The sequence below is a fragment of the Mucilaginibacter sp. genome (assembly GCF_025359345.1).
Classification (GTDB): Bacteria; Bacteroidota; Bacteroidia; order Sphingobacteriales; family Sphingobacteriaceae; genus Mucilaginibacter.
The window spans coordinates 64,263-81,526 of record NZ_JANYGQ010000020.1; the positions used below are offsets into that span (position 1 = coordinate 64,263).

The following is a 17,264-nucleotide window of genomic DNA, read 5'->3' on the forward strand; positions in this document are numbered from 1 at the left end:
TTAATTTGATGTTTTTTTGATTTCTGCAGGCGTTTGTACCGGCGCTGCTGTTGAGTCGGCTTTTTTATCAGCCGCCTTTTGTTCTGTTTTTATCTGTTTTTGTTTGTCGTTGTAGTCTTTTTGCAGCTGCTTATCCTCTTTCGACCGTTTCCTGAATAACTCTTTAAAGCGGTTATACTCGTAAGTTAGGGTAAAGCCTATACCCGTTTCAATTACCTGGCCCTCCACAACAATAAACTCATCCTTTCTGTAAACCCGCACCATGTAGCGGCCATCTTTAGTTATTTTATAATTTACCGACACGTTGCCCGCTATGTCCGTTGATTTTTGACCTGGCTGGTTTTGGCCTTCCAGGTTAAAGTTGTTGCCTACGGTCACCGTTAGCCGGTCGTTCAGGAATTGCTTGGAGAGGCCCACATTCAGATCCGTTCGGTTCTGTGCCGTGCCGGAGGAGTAATCCTCGCCCGAAGTCAGGTCGAAACTTAATTGTACGCCGCCTATAAGGTTACCTGCCAGTTTGTTCAACTGGTCGGATAGCAAACTGCTCACACTATTGCGTATTGCGCCGCCAATGCCCGCATTGCCCCCCTGGCTCTGGAACGGATTATCGCCGATAAAATGGCCCAGCACCAGCACGCCTAAAACCTGTTTGTTTAGCTCGTTAGGGTCTTGCCTTATTTGTGCAAGCCGGGTATTTACAGTAGTTATCACATCGGGCGATACCGTGTAATTGCTATCCGGTAACGTTATATCAAAACTGATATCGGGCTTTAACAGTTCATTCTTTAATGTAAGGTCCACATGGAAAGGCAGTTTTTGCTTTAACATGGTATTGGCTGTGCTGCCGTCGTCCTGCTGGTTTACCAAATCGATAGGAGGGACATTGGCTATGTAGGTAGCAGTAAGGTTAACGTTTGCGCTGGTTGGGTCGCCTGTCCAGGTGATGGTACTGCCCGGTTTAAAGTTAAATTTGCGTTTTACAGTTGCGTAGGCCAGGTTATACGAACCCTGGTTAACTGTGTAAGTACCGGTTAAGTTTATTTTACCGCTCGGGTCGATGCCGGCGTTTAACTGTGCATCACCTTTTAATTCCACAATATCGCCGTTGCGCTCATCAACTACAATAGTAAATTTTGCATTTTTATTTACGGTGATGTTTGCTGTTACGTCAAGTCCGGTAATGTCAGATTTTCGCAACGAATCCAGCTGTTTGGCAAGGAATATGGAATCGAGCTTTGGCGCGTTGGGGTTTATTACTTCAACAACACCTTTTCTGTCCTCAATGCCAGGGTCATCAGTCGGTAATACTATAGTCAGATCGGTTTTGTCATTAACAGTTAGGTTGGCATCAACCACGGGCTTGGCCATATTGCCGCGTATACGTATGCGGGTATCAATAAACAGTTTGCCATAATACAGCTTATTATCATCCTGCGTGGAGTTTATAGCCCTGAAATTATTGGCATTAATATCTATCCCGAACCTGTAGTCGGTAAATGTTTTGGTATAAAGCGTACCGGTAACTACGGCCTTGTTGCCCAAAGAATCAACAAGATTAAAATCATTAAACAGTATGCCGTCGTTATTAAATGTTATCTTTTCGTTGGGCATTGTGAAGTAGGAGTTCAGCATCGATACATTGAACCCTACTTTGTTAAAATTGATGTCGCCCCTTACCACGGGCGCGTCTGTTGTCCCTGTTATCTTTAGCTGCCCGTTAATGTCACCGCTTGAGCGCCTTATGCTGCCAAAACTAAAGCCCTCAATGCTCTTCATTTTTAAGGTAATGATATTGAGGTTTAAGTCAAATTTGCTCTCGGGTGCAGTATAATATATGCCGTTTAAATTAACCTGGTTGCCCTTACCGGTAACGGTAACATCGGCAGCGTAGGCGTTGGCGGTTTGGTTATTTACCTTTAGGGCTATATCGCCAACGGTATCTGTTTTAAAGTTAAAATCTTTCACATTCAATGCGGCCGTAAATACCGGCGAGGCCTGGAAATTGCTGATATGCGCATCGCCATTTATCACGCCGCCCACTTGTAACGAGTCTTGCTGCGCCGCTTTGGTTAACGTTTCAATCTTGAAGTTTTTAAAGCTCACGGTAATGGGCGCGTTAAACTCCTGCGTATCGCTGTTGATGCTTAACACCTGGTTGTTGTTGGTAAGCGCGAAGTCGCGGGCCATTATGCCTTTGCTGCCAAACTGCAGTGCATTATTGGCGTTAACTGTCCATGGGGTATAGTCTAATATCAGGCCATCCTGCAAAAAGTTAAACTGGTATTCGTTTGGCAATACGCTAAAAACGCCTGCCAACCGGTAGCGCTCCTTTTTGGCGGCATCGCGTATCTGTAAATTTACATTCAGCTTGTTGTTTTGCGCACTGCCGGTTAGGCTGGTGTACAGTAAATCGAGGTTGGATGATGCTTTTACCTCATCAACATTAAAGCTGTAATTAAGCGCGTTATTTTGGGTGTTTATCGCAAATTTTACGTTGTTAACGGTGTTAGCGCCGTAAATAATCTTCGGTGCGGATCCGTCAACGGTTAAATCACCGGCCTGGCTATCAAAATGACCGCTTATCAATACAGGGTCCAGTCGTTTTAAATCGGGCACCAGTTTGTCTGTTAATGATGTCTTAACCAATCTTAAATCAAACTTAAATTGCTGCGGCGAGTATTTTGGTTTAGGTGCATTTGTAGCAAGATTTGTGTTGTAGTATTTGTTGATTAGATCCTGTATGGCAGGGCCAACCTCTGTTAGTTTGTATTTGCCTGCCATGTGGGCATTTAGCATCGGAGCCTTTAAACGCAGGGTGCTGCTATCAGCATTTGCGGTTGATACCAGGCTTATGGTATCCAACTTAATTACCTGGTCTTTTTGAGCGACCAATAGATCGGTAACCTGTATTTTTGCATTCAAATAATTTGGGTCGGCGGTGGGCACATCGGCAACAATTTTACCATGTACACTCATCGCATTTTTGGTAAGTTTTAAGTTTTGCAGATTGATGCTATCCAGTTGTAGAGTTGCCGCAACTGACGGGTATTTTTTGTTCATATCGGCCTTGCCATCTAATGCAAAGCTAATATTAGGGTCCTTCATGGTGGCTTTGGCGGTGTAGTTGCCGTCGTGTGCCGTGCCTGCCATAACCAGGTTTTGGTAATTATAGCCTTTTACATAAGCGCTAGCCACATTGCCGCTGAATTGCAAATTAGCTTTTTTAGGATCGAGGCTTACGCCATTTACCTTAGCGGTAAGGGTAACGGTGCCTACAGTTTGAGGCTGCTTGGTCAGTGCGCCAACATTTAAATTGTTGGCCTTAATATTAGCCGAATAAACTTCCTTGCTGGCGTGGTTACGGTTTTTCATCGTTGCATCCAAATCAACCGCACCGTAGGTTGAGCGCAGGGCCATTTTGGTGGCGAAATCGTACATGGTACCTTTAAAAGTACCCTTCAGCCTTAAATTGGCCGGAATACTCACCGATGCAGGAATTATTGATGGTGCAACCAGTTTGCTAATGTCTTCGCGACTGGTAGTAATGTCGTCAATCTTAACATCAAAATACGACTTATCCATATTGGGTAAGCCCTTCATTGTTGCCGATGCCTTAATATGAGTATTTGCCAGGCCGCGTACTTCTAAGTCGGGGATACGCAAATCGTTTACTTTGCCTATCACTTTACCATCGATCCTGAAGACTGAATTTGGCGAGCTTTTAAATGGCTCCATTGTCGCCATAGTCGGCATTAGCAGTAACACATCTTTCAAACCAAGGCGGCTGCCATCTAAATTTGCATTAACATAAAGCTGGCCTAAATCTTTGGTCAGTGATTCTATTGACGGATAGCCCACCTGCAATTGCTTCTGCAACACGGTTTGCGGGGTTTCAACATACAAATCGTTCAGGTAAGCCGTTTTTGGTCCATATAAAAACGAGGTATGGAATCTCTTTAAAACGAGGCCGCTCTTTTCGCTGAAGGTAAAGTCGTTCACTTTGCCTTTTATGGTGTCGGTGCTGTAGGCAATATCCTGTACATTGGCGTTCAGGTTTTTGATATTCATATGTCCAAAATCGAGGCCTTTTGCCAGGGGATTTTGTGCATTGTTATCAAACTGGATATTATCGTTGGTAAAAGTAACCTTCGCCAGGTTGGCCCGCCAGCCCTTGCCACTTTTGGGCGAAGCCATCAGTGTATCTAACTTTTTAACCGCTTTTACTATTTTCTCCTTAACGTTTTCGGGTTTGGCAAACACAACGACAGCTTTAGTGTCATTTAACTCAATATTTTTGATGCCGACGATTTGATTTTTCAGGTCGATCTTGTCCATCTCCACCAAAAACTTGCCCAGATTAACCTTACTGCTCATATCCTTGCTGCGATAATCAACCTTAACTTTCGATACATCGATAGTCCCCAGGTCAAGCGTCATGTTGATGGGCGTGGTAGTGGTATCAACCGGTATTATTTTGGTGCCATTTGAAGTTACCGGCGATTGTATAATGCGGGCGTTAACATCCGAGAGGTTAATTTTCGGTATGGTAAACTTCATTTTATCCATATCAAAATTCTTAATCCGGGTATCAAAATGCCCGAGTATGAATTTTACATCGTTGCCGGTGATTTTGTCCTTATAGCTTACATTGATTTTATCGAGGATGATTTTGTCGACAGAGAACTTCATCGTCGAGGCGGTATCAGTTGGCTTTACCGGCTTTTTTTGTTCGCCCGCAAAAGCTTTCATAATATAATCGAAATTGAACGTGCTGTCGGCGCCGCGGCTTATATTGGTGGTAATGCCTTCCAGGTTTATTTCGTTCACCTCAACCTTATGGCTAAGTAGTTTAAACAGGCTGATATCTACTTTTAGCTTTTCGCCGGCTATAAGGGTGTCTTTGTGCTGATCCTCAAAATACACGTCCTCCAGCACGATCAGTTTTGGCAGACCAAGGCTGATATGGCCTATTTTAACGGGTGTATGGATTTTATCGTGTATAAAAGAAACAGCCTTATCCTTAATAAAATTTTGAACGGCAGGAACCTGTATTAAAATTACGATAAGTATTACCAGGAAAAGCAGGCTGGCAATTATCCAGAGGATGGTTTTTAGGGCTATTCGGCCAAATCGTTCCAATTGTATAGTTTTTTCAAAGGGTAAGTTTGTTTTGTTCTTTTATTATAATCAAATAACTAAGCTAAAAGTTTTTACAAACCTTCCAAAACTTTAACAAAATAGAAGATTTTTTACTTTTTTAAGGAATTCAGCATTTTATAACCCACCAACTCTTCCCAGCGGGCGCCGGACGGACGGTAGTAAACTAAAACCTGGTAATCGTTTTCGGTTTCAAAATAGCTGCCTTCGAGGGCGGTGATATCAGTTTTTCCTTTTCGGTCGACCCAAACATAGGCGTAATCATAAACGCCCTGCTTTAAAAATATGCTGTTTACATATTTGCCCAGGCCGGCATCAAACGTCATTTTGCTGTGTTCGTCAAGCTTATAGTCGTTAAAACGACCAACAATGTAAGGGCTGCCGGCATTAGGCTGTTTGGTTGTTGCCAGGCTGAACAACATGTGTGCGTAATCGGCATCATTGCGCGGGTCGGTGCCGTCCTGGTTAAGTACGTAGTAACTGCCGTTGAGGTCGTATTCCAGGGTGTAATTTGGTTTATTCCGGTCAGGATCGGTAAGCATCAGTACCGAGTTTGCGGTATCGCGGTAGATGTGTTGTATACCTTGCGAGTTTAACTTAAGGGTACGTGTATCAAAATGCCGGAACTCATTCACTGCGGGGAAATCATTTATCGTTACATCGCTGTAAATAAGCTGCGTACCTCGTATGTAAGTTGGCTGCGTATTCAGTATCCCGGTCTCCGGACGGTTGTTTTGCATTATCAATGTACGCACGTCGCGGCTTGGGTTTTGCACCCGCAGGCTGCCATAATCGAGCGTAAAGTTTACCTTTTGATTAGTTTGCCGGGTGGCGTTGTCGTTTGATGGCACAAGCTCGGCCGCTATATTAATCTTCGGACTAACCACATACAGTTTACGGGTAAGCACCAGTTTGGATGGGTCGCTGTTTTCGTAAACCTTTAGGATATAATTGCCCGGTATTTTAGGTGCGATGTTTTCGTTGGGCAGCTTAAGCTCGTAGTGGGTGTACTTTTGTACGGTGGCGATGGAGTAGCTGTAGTTTAATATGCGGTCGTCGTTGTAGTTTTTTAAATACTCCGCAGTTGAGATATTTGACGAGTTCCACTCTGCGTCGCAATGCTCAATGGTATAATGGTAGTTTAGTGTGCCGCCCGCGAGATTATCAAATCCAAGTGTTACTGTTTCGCTTGAATTTAGGGGGATAATAGGGAAGGAGGCAGGTTTAGCCGAATTATAAAATTCAACACTTTTTATTTCATGGCGATAAACGCTGTCGGTGTAGGGTTGGGCGATGGCGGAAATAGAAAAGAATACGAATAAAATTATGAGAAATCCTTTGAACAGCGTGTGATTTTTTTTCATAATACTTATCAATAATCATCATGTCATTGCGAGCGCAGCGTGGCAACCGTACGCTGTACACAACCGCCAATGCAAGTTCCACAACTTTCCATCGGCTCTGTATAGTTCGCGGTTGCCACGCTGCGCTCGCAATGACAAAGTTTATATTCTACGCTTCCAACTCCATTATCTGCTCGGCCAGTGCTTCCCATTGCAGTTGTATGTGGCCAAGTTCCATTTTCTTTTTATCGTAATTGATGTTAATTTCCTTCATCTTAGCCACATCGTTATATAGCTTATCGTCGGCTAATTGAGCTTCTAGTTGCTTTACCGTTTTTTCAAGCACGGCAATCTGCTCTTCCATTTTGCCCAAATCCTGGTTCAGCTTTTTTAACTGCTGGTGTTTGTTTTCAGAGTGCGGTTGTTTAACAGGTGCTGCTTCTTTCTTCTCTTCTTTTTTAGGCTGAGGTGCAGGAATGGCGGCCTTTGGCTCCAGTTTGCGTTTGGCAAACCAAACATCAAACTCAGCATAAGTGCCGGGGTATTGTTTTATTTGCTGGTCCTCAATAAACCAGATTTTGTTGGCAATGTTATCAAGGAAATACCTGTCGTGTGATACAACAATGAAGGTGCCTTCAAACTGCTGCAAGGCCTGTATCAATATATTTACCGATTGTATATCAAGGTGGTTGGTAGGCTCATCCAGTACCAAAAAGTTAGCATCCGCTGTAAGCGCTTTTGCCAGTGCCACGCGCGATTTTTCGCCACCCGAAAGCACTTTTATCTTTTTAAATACATCATCGCCAGTGAACAAAAATGAACCTAAAATGCTGCGCAGTTCAGTTTCCGTATGTTTCGGGGCGAAAGATTGCAGTTCTTGTAAAGCCGTGTTTTCCAAATGCAATGCCTCCAGTTGGTGCTGGGCAAAAAACGTTTGGGTAACATTGTGGCCTGTTTCGGCTTTGCCGGTAAATTCGTGGTCGGCACCGGCAATAATGCGCAGCAGGGTCGACTTACCTTTACCGTTGGCACCTATCAACGCAATTTTATCGCCTTTTTCAATAATTGCCTCGGCCCCGCTTAAAATATCGATAGCCGGGTATTTTTTCGTTACATTATCCAGGGTAATCACATGGCGGCCGCTTTGCTTCGAGAATTTGAAGCTGAAGTTTACCGATGGGTTGTCATCATCCACATCATCAACCCGCTCCATTTTGTCCAGCATTTTTATACGGCTTTGCGCCATTTTTGCTTTGGATGCTTTGGCGCGGAAACGCTCGATAAGCCGCTCTTCCTGCTTTATTTTCGACTGCTGGTTTTTAAACTCACCACGCTGAATTTCTTCGCGCTGTGATTTTTCCTCCAAATAAAAAGTATAGTTGCCCGAATAAACAGTCAACTTGCCTTTGCGCGACTCAACCGTACGGTTTATTACTTTATCCAGGAACCATCTATCGTGCGATACGATAACAATTGCACCATCGAACGCTTTCAGGTAGTCTTCCAGCCAAACAATTGAGGGTAAGTCGAGGTGGTTGGTAGGCTCATCCAGCAGCAAAATATCAGGTGCCTGCAATAATATTTTTGCCAGCATTACCCGCATGCGCCAGCCTCCCGAAAAGGTGCTGAGCTTACGGTGTGTATCGGCCTCGCTAAAGCCAAGGCCCGCTAAAATTTCGTGTGCTTTATATTCAATGTTATAGCCGTCGAGGGCTTCAAATTCATGCTGCTTGTCGCTTAGCTTGTGCAGCAGGTCTTCACTATAATCGGTTTCTAACTTGTGGAGTATAGTTTCAATCTCATCGTGCAACTGGTTTTGGCGCTCAAACGCTTCCATGGCCACATGCAGGATGTTTTTTTCAGACGAATACGACAGCAAATCCTGGTTGAGGTAGCCTAAAGTAAGGTCCTTAGCCATTGATATAGAGCCCGAAGTAGGCGTATAATCGCCTACAATAATTTTGAGCAGGGTGGTTTTGCCGGTACCATTGGCGCCAATAAGGCCGATTTTTTCTCCCGGTTTTATGTGCCAGTTAGCTTCATCATATAGAGCGCGCGCACCAATCTCGAACGTAAGGTTATTTATAGCTATCATTTGCGCGCAAAGGTACGATTTTTGGGGGAAGTCCGAAAGTCCGAAAGTCGGTAAAGTCCGAAAGACCGAAAATCTTCCGTAATCATATAACCCTTTTACCCCTTACCTTTCGCCTTTAATCTTTAACCCACCACTTCCATCCACGTCTTCGCCATCAGGGCTTCGCCGGCAATACTTGGGTGCACGCCGTCCAGCGTCCAGTAACTGCCGGGGGCAAGCTCCAATGCTTTGTCAAACGCGCTTTGGTAAGGCACAAACGCTGCATCGTATTCATTGGCGATGTCTTTTGCCGCTTTGCGGAATAAATCAAACGTGGGATACCATTTGTCGTCAACCGCCCTAACACCTTTTACACCAAATGGCTCGCAGACAACCAGTTTAACATTGGGCAACGCTTTTTTTGTTCTGTCAATTAGCGCGTGGTAATCGGCAATGTAATTATCAATAGTACCGGTGTATCCGTTGGTAAGCGTATGCCAAAAATCGTTTACACCAATGTGGATGCTGAGTACAGTCGGTTTTATACTAAGCGCATCAGCGTCCCAGCGCTCGGCTAACTGGTAAACTTTGTTTCCGCTAATGCCGCGGTTGTGGATTTGCAAATTCAGCTCCGGGTACTTTATTAATAGCTGGCCGGTGGTTAGCAATACATACCCTGTGCCTAAAGTACCTGTGTCGTTTGGTGTGAATTTGTTATGGTCGCGGCCCCAGTCGGTGATGGAATCACCCTGGAAAAGGATGATGTCATTTTTTTCGAGGCGGATTTTTTTAGCTCCGCTTTCGGCCACGGCAGCCTTTACAATTTGTGGCAGCGATAGTGATAGTGTTGCCAGTGTGCCTACAGAGGCGGTTTTTATAAAGCTGCGGCGGTTGGCATTGGAATTAAACTTCATAGTTGACGGTTCATAGTTCATGGCCGGAAAGCCAGTTGGTGTTGCTAATATAGAAATTAGTAGGCAATAGTTTTTGTAATTGCTCATTTTGTTACGATGCGGTGAAATACTGAAAATTGACTCGTCCGAACTTTTTCTTTCGGACTTTCCGGACTTTTCCGACTTTCGGACTTCCCCCAAAATTCCTACCTTCGCACCCATGTATTTCCTGCTGAAACCAATCCTTTTTAAGTTCGACCCGGAGCGGGTGCATTACTTTGTAACAGCTAATTTAAAGCGCTTTAACCGGTTTCCCGGCGGTGCGGCTTTGAGCAGGGCGATATGGGATGTTAAGGATGCCAGGCTTGAGCGGGAGGTGTTTGGCTTGAAGTTTCGAAACCCTGTGGGCCTTGCCGCCGGGTTTGATAAAAACGGCGAAATGATGGGCGAAATGGCTAACATGGGTTTCGGTTTTGTTGAGGTTGGTACTGTTACGCCGCTGCCGCAGCCCGGTAATCCCAAGCCGCGCATGTTCCGCTTGCCTGCTGATGGCGGACTGATCAATCGCATGGGCTTTAATAACCTTGGAGTTGACGTGGTGGCTGAACGGTTGGCGGCATTTCGCAAGAGCAAAGCCGGGCAAAAAGGATTGATTATTGGTGGCAACATCGGCAAAAATAAAGTAACGCCGAATGAGGACGCGGTTAGCGATTACATCAAATGTTTCGACCGGCTTTTTGATGTGGTCGATTATTTCGTGGTAAACGTAAGCTCCCCTAATACACCTGGACTGCGCGCCCTGCAGGAAAAAGAGCCGTTGATGGATTTGTTGAACACCCTGCAAAAGCGTAACAATAAAAACGGTATCAGCAGGCCCATTCTGCTGAAGATAGCGCCCGATTTAACTAACGAACAACTGGATGATATTGTGGAAATTGTGCAGCAAACCGGCATTGCGGGTATCATTGCTACCAATACAACCATCAGCAGGGAAGATTTGACTTCTCCGGATGAATTAAAAAACGAAACAGGAGGCCTGAGTGGCGTCCCTTTAACCAAACGTTCAACCGAGGTGATTGCCTACCTGCATAAAAAATCAAACGGCGCATTCCCGATAATAGGAGTGGGGGGTATACACAGTGCTGAGGATGCTATTGAGAAACTAGATGCCGGGGCTGTGCTGGTACAATTGTATACCGGGTTTATTTATGAAGGGCCGGGGTTGATTGGGCGGATAAATAAAAGGATATTGAAGGGGTAGGTCTCACGTTCTACACGCGTCATTGCGAGGAATGAAGCAACCTCTACACACGCAAATCAATGAAGCGAAAACCTTGTGGCTACCCATAAGCGGCTGCAAGGTCCGTTCGGCATAAAGGTTCATGAATGTCCTGCGTAGAGGTTGCTTCGTTCCTCGCAATGACGGGCCGGGGGGCAATAAAAAAATCCCATCGGCACAAACCAATGGGATTTATATCATTTACCAGGACGCAATAAATTGCTTCCCAAACTATTTAATCAAACAAAATTATTTTGCAGCTGCTGCTTTTAACAAAGCGGCATTGTTTATTGCTATCTGGTTGCCTTTTTTCTCAGCACTGCGGCTTCCGGGCTCCAGGTTGGTAGCCAATTTCAAAAACTGAACTTCTAAACGTGAAGTAGTTTTGTTTTTCCTGTCTTTTCTTTTTAAACGAGTAACGCCCATGATGGTATTATTTTAATGTTTTTAAATCTTCCGAGGTCGGGAGCGGATTCGAACCGCTGTAAAAGGTTTTGCAGACCTCTGCCTAGCCACTCGGCCACCCGACCTTTTTTCAAGGCTGCAAAAATAGCAATTATTTATTGCTTGCCAAGTTTATTTCTGCTTATTTCTGCACAAAATAATGCAGTGGCTATGCCAACGTTTAATGATTCGGCCTTGCCAGCCCTCGGGATGGTCACAGCTTTGCTGATCAGCCGCTCAATTTCGGGGCGTAAACCGTTGCCTTCGTTGCCCATAACTATTAATCCTTCGTCGCCAAAATTGGTTTTATAAATATTTTCGCCATTAAGCATCGCCCCAAAAACAGGCAGCCCAACCTGTAGTAAAATTGTGGATAAATCAACATAATGCACATTTACCCGTGCAAGCGAACCCATGCTGGCCTGCACCACCTTGGGGTTGTAGGCGTCGACTGTATCGTCTGAACAAACAATATCATCAATGCCAAACCAGTCGGCAGTGCGTATTATGGTACCCATATTGCCGGGGTCCTGCACGCCATCTAAAACTAACGAGAACTTTTGTCGGAGCTTTTGGTTATTAAGCGGTGCGTGTTGCGGGATTTTAACAAGAGCAATAACCTCCTGCGGGGTTTTTAAACTGCTTATTTTTTCGATATCTGTAACAGAAATATTATATAAGTTTATTTTTTGGGATAATTTGAGCACTTTTGGGTCGAACGAAGCGGTATGGTAAATAGCTTCAATTTTGTAGGGAGAATTAATGAATTCGATAACCGATTTATATCCTTCAACTAAAAACTGGCCGTATTCTTTACGCTCTTTTTTGTTTTGCAGGGACTTTAGTAAACTGATTTGAGACTTTGAAAGCATATATAAAACCTGTTGGTTACCGCCTTACAATATTAAGTATTTTGCTGCTCTTTATCGGGTCGGGTTGCAGTTTAACGCGCAGGCTGCAGGGAAACGAGTCGTTGGTGCGCAAAATTAACATCAAGGGCGTTGATAAAGAGTTCACCGATGCGGCATTGTTGTATGTTGATAAAGGCCAGCAACCCAACAATGTTATTAACCTGCAGTTTTATTACCTATTCAGTAAAAATGGTAAGCGGGATATTGGCGAGCCGCCTGCGATTCTTGACAGCGGTTTGGTTGAATTTTCGCGTGTTCAGATTGAACGTTTCCTGCAGAATAAAGGCTACCTGAAAGCCAAGGTTACCGACAGTATAGAGATAAAGAAGAAAAAAGCAACACTTAACTTCACAGCGGTTGAGGGGCCTATGTTCAGGATACGCAAAATTCAGGATAGCATTGCCGATAAAACTGTACGAAATTTATACCGGGTTAACCGCCCACGCTTTTCACACGTGCAGCCCGGCGGCCGGTTCGATATGGATAGTTTAGCTTACGACCGCGACGAGTTTTACTTGATAATGAAGCGCAACGGCTTTTACGATTTTTATAGGCAGTATGTTAATTATCAATACGACTCAACATTCCGCAGCAGCGTGGTTGATTTAAAAATGATTATTGATAACCCTGTGGGTCGGCCATTTCACCCGGTTTACCGCATTAATAATACACTTATAACCATATCCAAAAGTAACGGGCGTAACGAAGGTAAAGCCGATACCATACAGGTTGATACGCAGTTCAGGTTTGTTGATTATTCAGGCAGGTTTAAACCTCATTCGGTAACCAACTATGTTTTTCAGAAAAAGAGCGATTTTTATGATGTTGACAAACAAACCCTGACAACATCACGACTTTCAGAACTGAACGTATTCCGTAATGTGCCAAACCCTACGTACATAAAATTGCCTGATAGTACCAATCGCCTGGACACAAGGATTGATATAACGCCGCTAAAGCACTTTAGCGATAGGGTTGAAGGGGAGTTTTTGTTTGCCGGCGGTAAATTTGGTTACAATCTTGGAAATACATTTACCGACAGGAACCTGTTCAGAAATGCCGCCATATTACAAATAAAGACCAACTGGAGCGTGTTGTTCGACAATAATAACAACAGCATAAGCAAGGCTGCCATTTTAAACCAGGATCTAAGGATTGGCGCAAACCTGGTTTACCCGCGGTTGATAGTGCCCTTTGTAACGCTGCCTATCTTTGGTAAATATGCGGTACCGCATACCACGTTTTCATCAAACTACCAGCTGTTTTATCAAAAAGGGCTGGTATCGCGCGAGAGCTTTACCAACTCCATAACGTACGATTTTTTCGAGACCAGCCACAAGCTGCACACATTTACACCCATTAGCTTTGAGTTCTCGAAAGGTACAATTGACCCTGTCGCACAGGTCGAGTTGCTTAAAAAAGATTTATTTGCCTACAGTTATTTGATTGGCCGCACCATTTTTACCATAGGCAGCCAGTATAGTTACCAGTTAAATACCGACCGGTTAAACAGCTACGGTAACTTCACTTATTTTCGCGGCAGTATAGATGCTGGCGGAAATACACTTGACCTGCTAAGCAATGCTTTTAACACAAAGCGGGATGCTGCCGGTAAACGCACCATTTTTGGTTATCCTTTTGCACAATATACCAAATTAGAGGTCGACCTGCGTATTTACAAAAGCCTGGGCGGGGAACGGCAGTTTATTTTCCGCTTAAACCCCGGCATTGGCTTACCATACGGCAACTGCGATGATCAACACTGGATTTTTGAAAAGGAATTTTATACAGGTGGCGCAAACGATATGCGCGCCTGGCTGCCACGCACGCTGGGCCCCGGCAAGTTTAACCGTGCCGAATTTTACGGCCCTCCAACACCGGGGAACGACAGCCTGCGCACCCGTTTGAAATATCTTGACCAGTTTGGCGAGGTGAAAATAATTGCAAACGCCGAGTATCGCTATAAGCTTGCCGATAACTTTTTTGGAGCCAAGCTTAAAGGCGCATTTTTTATCGACGCCGGTAATGTTTGGCGGCTGCATCCCCAACCTAATGAAAAGGATGCAGAATTCAGGTTGAACAATATTCTGCCATCTACAGCCATTGATATTGGCACCGGCTTCCGGTTCGATTTGGCCTTCTTTGTGTTCAGGCTGGATGCTGCACTCAAGTTTAGAGACCCCCAGTTCTCCGGCTCAAACTCATGGGTACTGGTTAAAAACTTTAGCGAACTGTTTAAGTCGGGTGCATTTAAAGCCAATTATAAAGCCACCAACAGCGGTGATTCCTACAATTTTATGCAGCTGAACTTTGGGGTGGGGATGCCGTTTTAGGATTAGAGATTAGATGGGCTTACCAAGGAAGATTCACTTTTGTTTAAACAGATGAATTTGTATATTTGTGTATGGTAAGAACAATTATCACCCCTGAAAATACCAATGTTCAGTTGGCTATACCTAAGGAATATGTCGGTAAAGAAATCGAGGTTACAGTTTTAGCACTTGATGAGTTATCCGGCGATAAGCCCGTTAAGGTTACTATGGCCGACTTTTGGAATACCATATCGGATGATACAGCCAAAATTCTGCACAAAGATGTGGAACATAGTCGCAACGAATGGGAGCGAAATATTTAATCGACACCAACGCGATTATTGACTTTTTTAACGGTAAGCTACCCTGTCAGGGAAGGCAACTGCTATCAACAATAGAGCCTGCCATTTCAATTATCACCCGCATCGAATTATTTTCAAGGTAGCAACATAAATCAACAGGAACTTCAGCAACTACAACGATTTGTTGACATTGCATTGATTCACTCAATCAATTTACAGGTGGCAATTGAAACTATCGAAATAAGAAAGAAACATAAAATAAAGTCCCGGATGCTATTATTGCTGCCACGGCTATAGTTTACGATTTTAAATTGGTTACAAGAAATGTTTCTGATTTCGACAAGATTAGTAACCTGGAGCTAATCAATCCTCATACATTATAGCACAATAAAGCTTTTTTCTGTAGGATGAATCAAAAATATTCCCCTTGGTTAAGACTTCGTTTCTAGGCCGTTATTTTACCGGATAAGTATTTCTACGCAACAAACTCACGTACAACTACACGGAATGTTGCGTGGTGGCAACCTTGCCTTATAGTTTATTTAGCTGAAACTTTGGGTTAACAAAAATCGGGTAACTGAAATGGTTTACCTGTATGATGTTTTGGAGGCTGTGCCGAAAATCCAATTGTAAAGAGTAGGCGGCTAATATATAAATCTACTACTACCATGAAATTCGTTATCAAAGGCAACCTGCGTGGTTTGCTGTGTTCTGATTGTGAGTTGCCTATAAACGGCACCTCTGTAAAAATTTACAAGCCCGCTGCCGACAGTCGCGAAACTATGCTGGCCGTGGCGGATGCAAAACAAACCTTTCACCAAACCAGCGCCGATGAGCTTAAAGCCAAAGAGAAACTATTTATTGCTGAAGGCCAAATACAGGAAAATGGCGACTTTGAAGTTGACCTAGGCGACCGCAGTGGCTACGATGGCGGTGCATTGGAGATTGACTGGTACTGTGGTACCGGCCCGATAAAAATCGGTCCCGGCCCAAGGAAGGAGCTTGATCTGCAATTTCATATCACCACGCTGCAGCCTATGTGGCAGGGCAACAAAGGCGATACCCAGTTTGCATATTTTGAATACAGTATCGACTCCAAATGGTTTTGCCGCATTTTATCACTTTTTGATATATGGGTGGTTTGCGGCATAGTTACCGATTGCGAAACCCGTAAGCCTATCAGCGGTGTAAGGGTATTTGCTTACGATGTTGATTTAATACAGGACGATACCCTCGGCGACAGCTATACTGATGCCAATGGCAAGTTTACCATAGTTTACCCCGGCGATAACTTCAGAAAAACACTGCTTTCGCCGTGGCTGAATGTCGAGTGGCCCGCCGGTCCGGATTATTATTTCAGGATTGAATCATCATCGGGCACCGTATTACTGAGCGAAGACCGTACCCGCGGTCGCCAGGCCGACAGGCACAATGCACACAACTGCTTCTGCGTAAAACTTTGTGTAAAAGGCGGGCCGGGTGTTAGCGATGTGCCATGGTTTACTTCGGTAGGCAACTTCAGCATCACATCAGACATCGATGCTGCCGGCAAAACTCAAATTGCCAAATTTGGCGCAGGTGGCGTTGGATATGGTTTCTTTGGTTCAGTTAAACTGGGCGGTTATGCTACCAAACGGGTGCCTACTGCACCTGGCAGTGCGTTGTACTACCGCTTTTTGTACTCGCTGGATAATGTGAATTTTACCAAGATCACTACCGCCCAAATGGAAAATACCGCGTTAAAGGTTGCCACCCGGCAAATAACCTGGCACGGTGGCGTTGCCTTCCAGGATGTGGTGATTGACATTAATCAGCCAGCATCGGTGCCTGATAGCATCCCGGCAGATAACTATCCACTGCCGATAGCCGACCACGTGCTGCATCCTGATGCTGATGGATGGGTAAGGGTTGATCAGCCCGCGCTTGACAATGGTTTCTATGGTTCACTGTTTTATTTAAACACCACTACCATTTTAGCCGGTGGCGATGCAAGTGTTGGCCAGTCAGCAGGTGCTGCGGTTAGCGCTGCGGACCAAAAAAACGGCAAAATGCTTTACATACAGTTTCAAACTACCGACGACCCATCAAACCCGGGATCACCAAACCTGAAAACACAGGTACTTGTTGGCCAGATTTATGTGAACAACTGGAACGAAGTAACCCTGGTGAAGCTGGAAGAATTATACGCAGGCGGCGGAAGTGGCTGTACGCCGGTTCAAACCCAAGCTCATATTGATTACACGGTTGATCACGAGCTGATTGCGGCTTGGAACCTTAGTATATGGTCAAATGCTACCGGCAGTATAGGCGGCCTGCCATCAGGCAATGTGCCGAGGGGAGTGGCTGCTCAGTTAAACCTGGCTACAGTTGCAGGTATTACACCGGCATTTGCTACCTGGCCATCATGTGCTTATGAATTGTCGCTAAATACTGTGCGCAAGCTTACCACTGGTGAATATAACGATATATGGAAGTCAAATCCCGTATTGTTCTGTAAATAAGGCACTCTACATCAAATCTATGAAAGCCAAGGCGCTGCGGGAAACTGC

10 protein-coding genes and 1 tRNA gene are annotated in these 17,264 nt (G+C 44.6%); 4 read left to right on the plus strand and 7 right to left on the minus strand.

Annotated features, from left to right (window positions below; translation table 11 throughout):
- The 4 genes from Q0R52_RS11820 to Q0R52_RS11835 form a co-directional block, all read right to left on the minus strand.
- Window positions 1-5,139 (minus strand): translocation/assembly module TamB domain-containing protein, encoded by a 5,139-nt coding sequence (locus Q0R52_RS11820; protein ID WP_295794870.1) that lies wholly within the window; start codon window positions 5,137-5,139, stop codon window positions 1-3.
- Between the two features lie 110 nt (window positions 5,140-5,249).
- Window positions 5,250-6,521 (minus strand): DUF5103 domain-containing protein, encoded by a 1,272-nt coding sequence (locus Q0R52_RS11825; protein ID WP_295794871.1) that lies wholly within the window; start codon window positions 6,519-6,521, stop codon window positions 5,250-5,252.
- 148 nt (window positions 6,522-6,669) lie between these two features.
- Window positions 6,670-8,595, minus strand: coding sequence for an ABC-F family ATP-binding cassette domain-containing protein (locus Q0R52_RS11830; RefSeq protein ID WP_295794873.1), 1,926 nt, complete (start codon window positions 8,593-8,595; stop codon window positions 6,670-6,672).
- A gap of 122 nt (window positions 8,596-8,717) precedes the next feature.
- Window positions 8,718-9,488: an SGNH/GDSL hydrolase family protein gene (locus tag Q0R52_RS11835; protein ID WP_295794874.1), complete on the minus strand. Its 771-nt coding sequence runs from the start codon at window positions 9,486-9,488 to the stop codon at window positions 8,718-8,720.
- Window positions 9,489-9,687: 199 nt separating this feature from the next.
- Between Q0R52_RS11835 and Q0R52_RS11840 the strand changes: the two genes are divergently transcribed.
- On the plus strand, window positions 9,688-10,728 hold the full coding sequence (locus Q0R52_RS11840; protein ID WP_295794875.1) for a quinone-dependent dihydroorotate dehydrogenase: 1,041 nt from the start codon (window positions 9,688-9,690) through the stop codon (window positions 10,726-10,728).
- Window positions 10,729-10,995: 267 nt separating this feature from the next.
- Here the strand turns inward: Q0R52_RS11840 and Q0R52_RS11845 are convergent, their stop codons facing one another.
- The 3 genes from Q0R52_RS11845 to Q0R52_RS11855 form a co-directional block, all read right to left on the minus strand.
- Window positions 10,996-11,172: a spore protein gene (locus Q0R52_RS11845; protein WP_252791484.1), complete on the minus strand. Its 177-nt coding sequence runs from the start codon at window positions 11,170-11,172 to the stop codon at window positions 10,996-10,998.
- Window positions 11,173-11,205: 33 nt separating this feature from the next.
- Window positions 11,206-11,276: transfer RNA gene (locus Q0R52_RS11850), tRNA-Cys, on the minus strand.
- A 30-nt stretch (window positions 11,277-11,306) separates the two neighbouring features.
- Window positions 11,307-12,062: an RNA methyltransferase gene (locus tag Q0R52_RS11855; protein ID WP_295794876.1), complete on the minus strand. Its 756-nt coding sequence runs from the start codon at window positions 12,060-12,062 to the stop codon at window positions 11,307-11,309.
- Here Q0R52_RS11855 and Q0R52_RS11860 point away from each other — a divergent pair.
- The 3 genes from Q0R52_RS11860 to Q0R52_RS11870 all read left to right on the plus strand — a co-directional run bounded on the left by Q0R52_RS11860 (window position 12,053) and on the right by Q0R52_RS11870 (window position 17,216).
- On the plus strand, window positions 12,053-14,434 hold the full coding sequence (locus Q0R52_RS11860) for an outer membrane protein assembly factor (RefSeq protein ID WP_295794877.1): 2,382 nt from the start codon (window positions 12,053-12,055) through the stop codon (window positions 14,432-14,434). The two genes, Q0R52_RS11855 and Q0R52_RS11860, sit on opposite strands and share 10 nt — an antisense overlap.
- A gap of 71 nt (window positions 14,435-14,505) precedes the next feature.
- The gene (locus tag Q0R52_RS11865) at window positions 14,506-14,736 is read left to right on the plus strand and encodes a hypothetical protein (protein ID WP_295794878.1); all 231 of its coding nucleotides are present in this window, start codon (window positions 14,506-14,508) and stop codon (window positions 14,734-14,736) included.
- Window positions 14,737-15,383: 647 nt separating this feature from the next.
- A complete protein-coding gene (locus tag Q0R52_RS11870) occupies window positions 15,384-17,216 on the plus strand; it encodes a hypothetical protein (protein WP_295794879.1) in 1,833 nt (610 codons plus the stop codon).
- Window positions 17,217-17,264 lie beyond the last annotated feature (48 nt).

Excerpts from the sequence above, each read along its gene's own strand:
- Q0R52_RS11825 (WP_295794871.1), bottom strand. The coding sequence starts at position 6,521 with ATGAAAAAAAATCACACGCTGTTCAAAGGATTTCTCATAATTTTATTC.
- Q0R52_RS11830 (WP_295794873.1), bottom strand. The coding sequence starts at position 8,595 with ATGATAGCTATAAATAACCTTACGTTCGAGATTGGTGCGCGCGCTCTA.
- Q0R52_RS11835 (WP_295794874.1), bottom strand. The coding sequence starts at position 9,488 with ATGAAGTTTAATTCCAATGCCAACCGCCGCAGCTTTATAAAAACCGCC.
- Q0R52_RS11840 (WP_295794875.1), top strand. The coding sequence starts at position 9,688 with ATGTATTTCCTGCTGAAACCAATCCTTTTTAAGTTCGACCCGGAGCGG.
- Q0R52_RS11845 (WP_252791484.1), bottom strand. The coding sequence starts at position 11,172 with ATGGGCGTTACTCGTTTAAAAAGAAAAGACAGGAAAAACAAAACTACT.
- Q0R52_RS11855 (WP_295794876.1), bottom strand. The coding sequence starts at position 12,062 with ATGCTTTCAAAGTCTCAAATCAGTTTACTAAAGTCCCTGCAAAACAAA.
- Q0R52_RS11865 (WP_295794878.1), top strand. The coding sequence starts at position 14,506 with ATGGTAAGAACAATTATCACCCCTGAAAATACCAATGTTCAGTTGGCT.
- Q0R52_RS11870 (WP_295794879.1), top strand. The coding sequence starts at position 15,384 with ATGAAATTCGTTATCAAAGGCAACCTGCGTGGTTTGCTGTGTTCTGAT.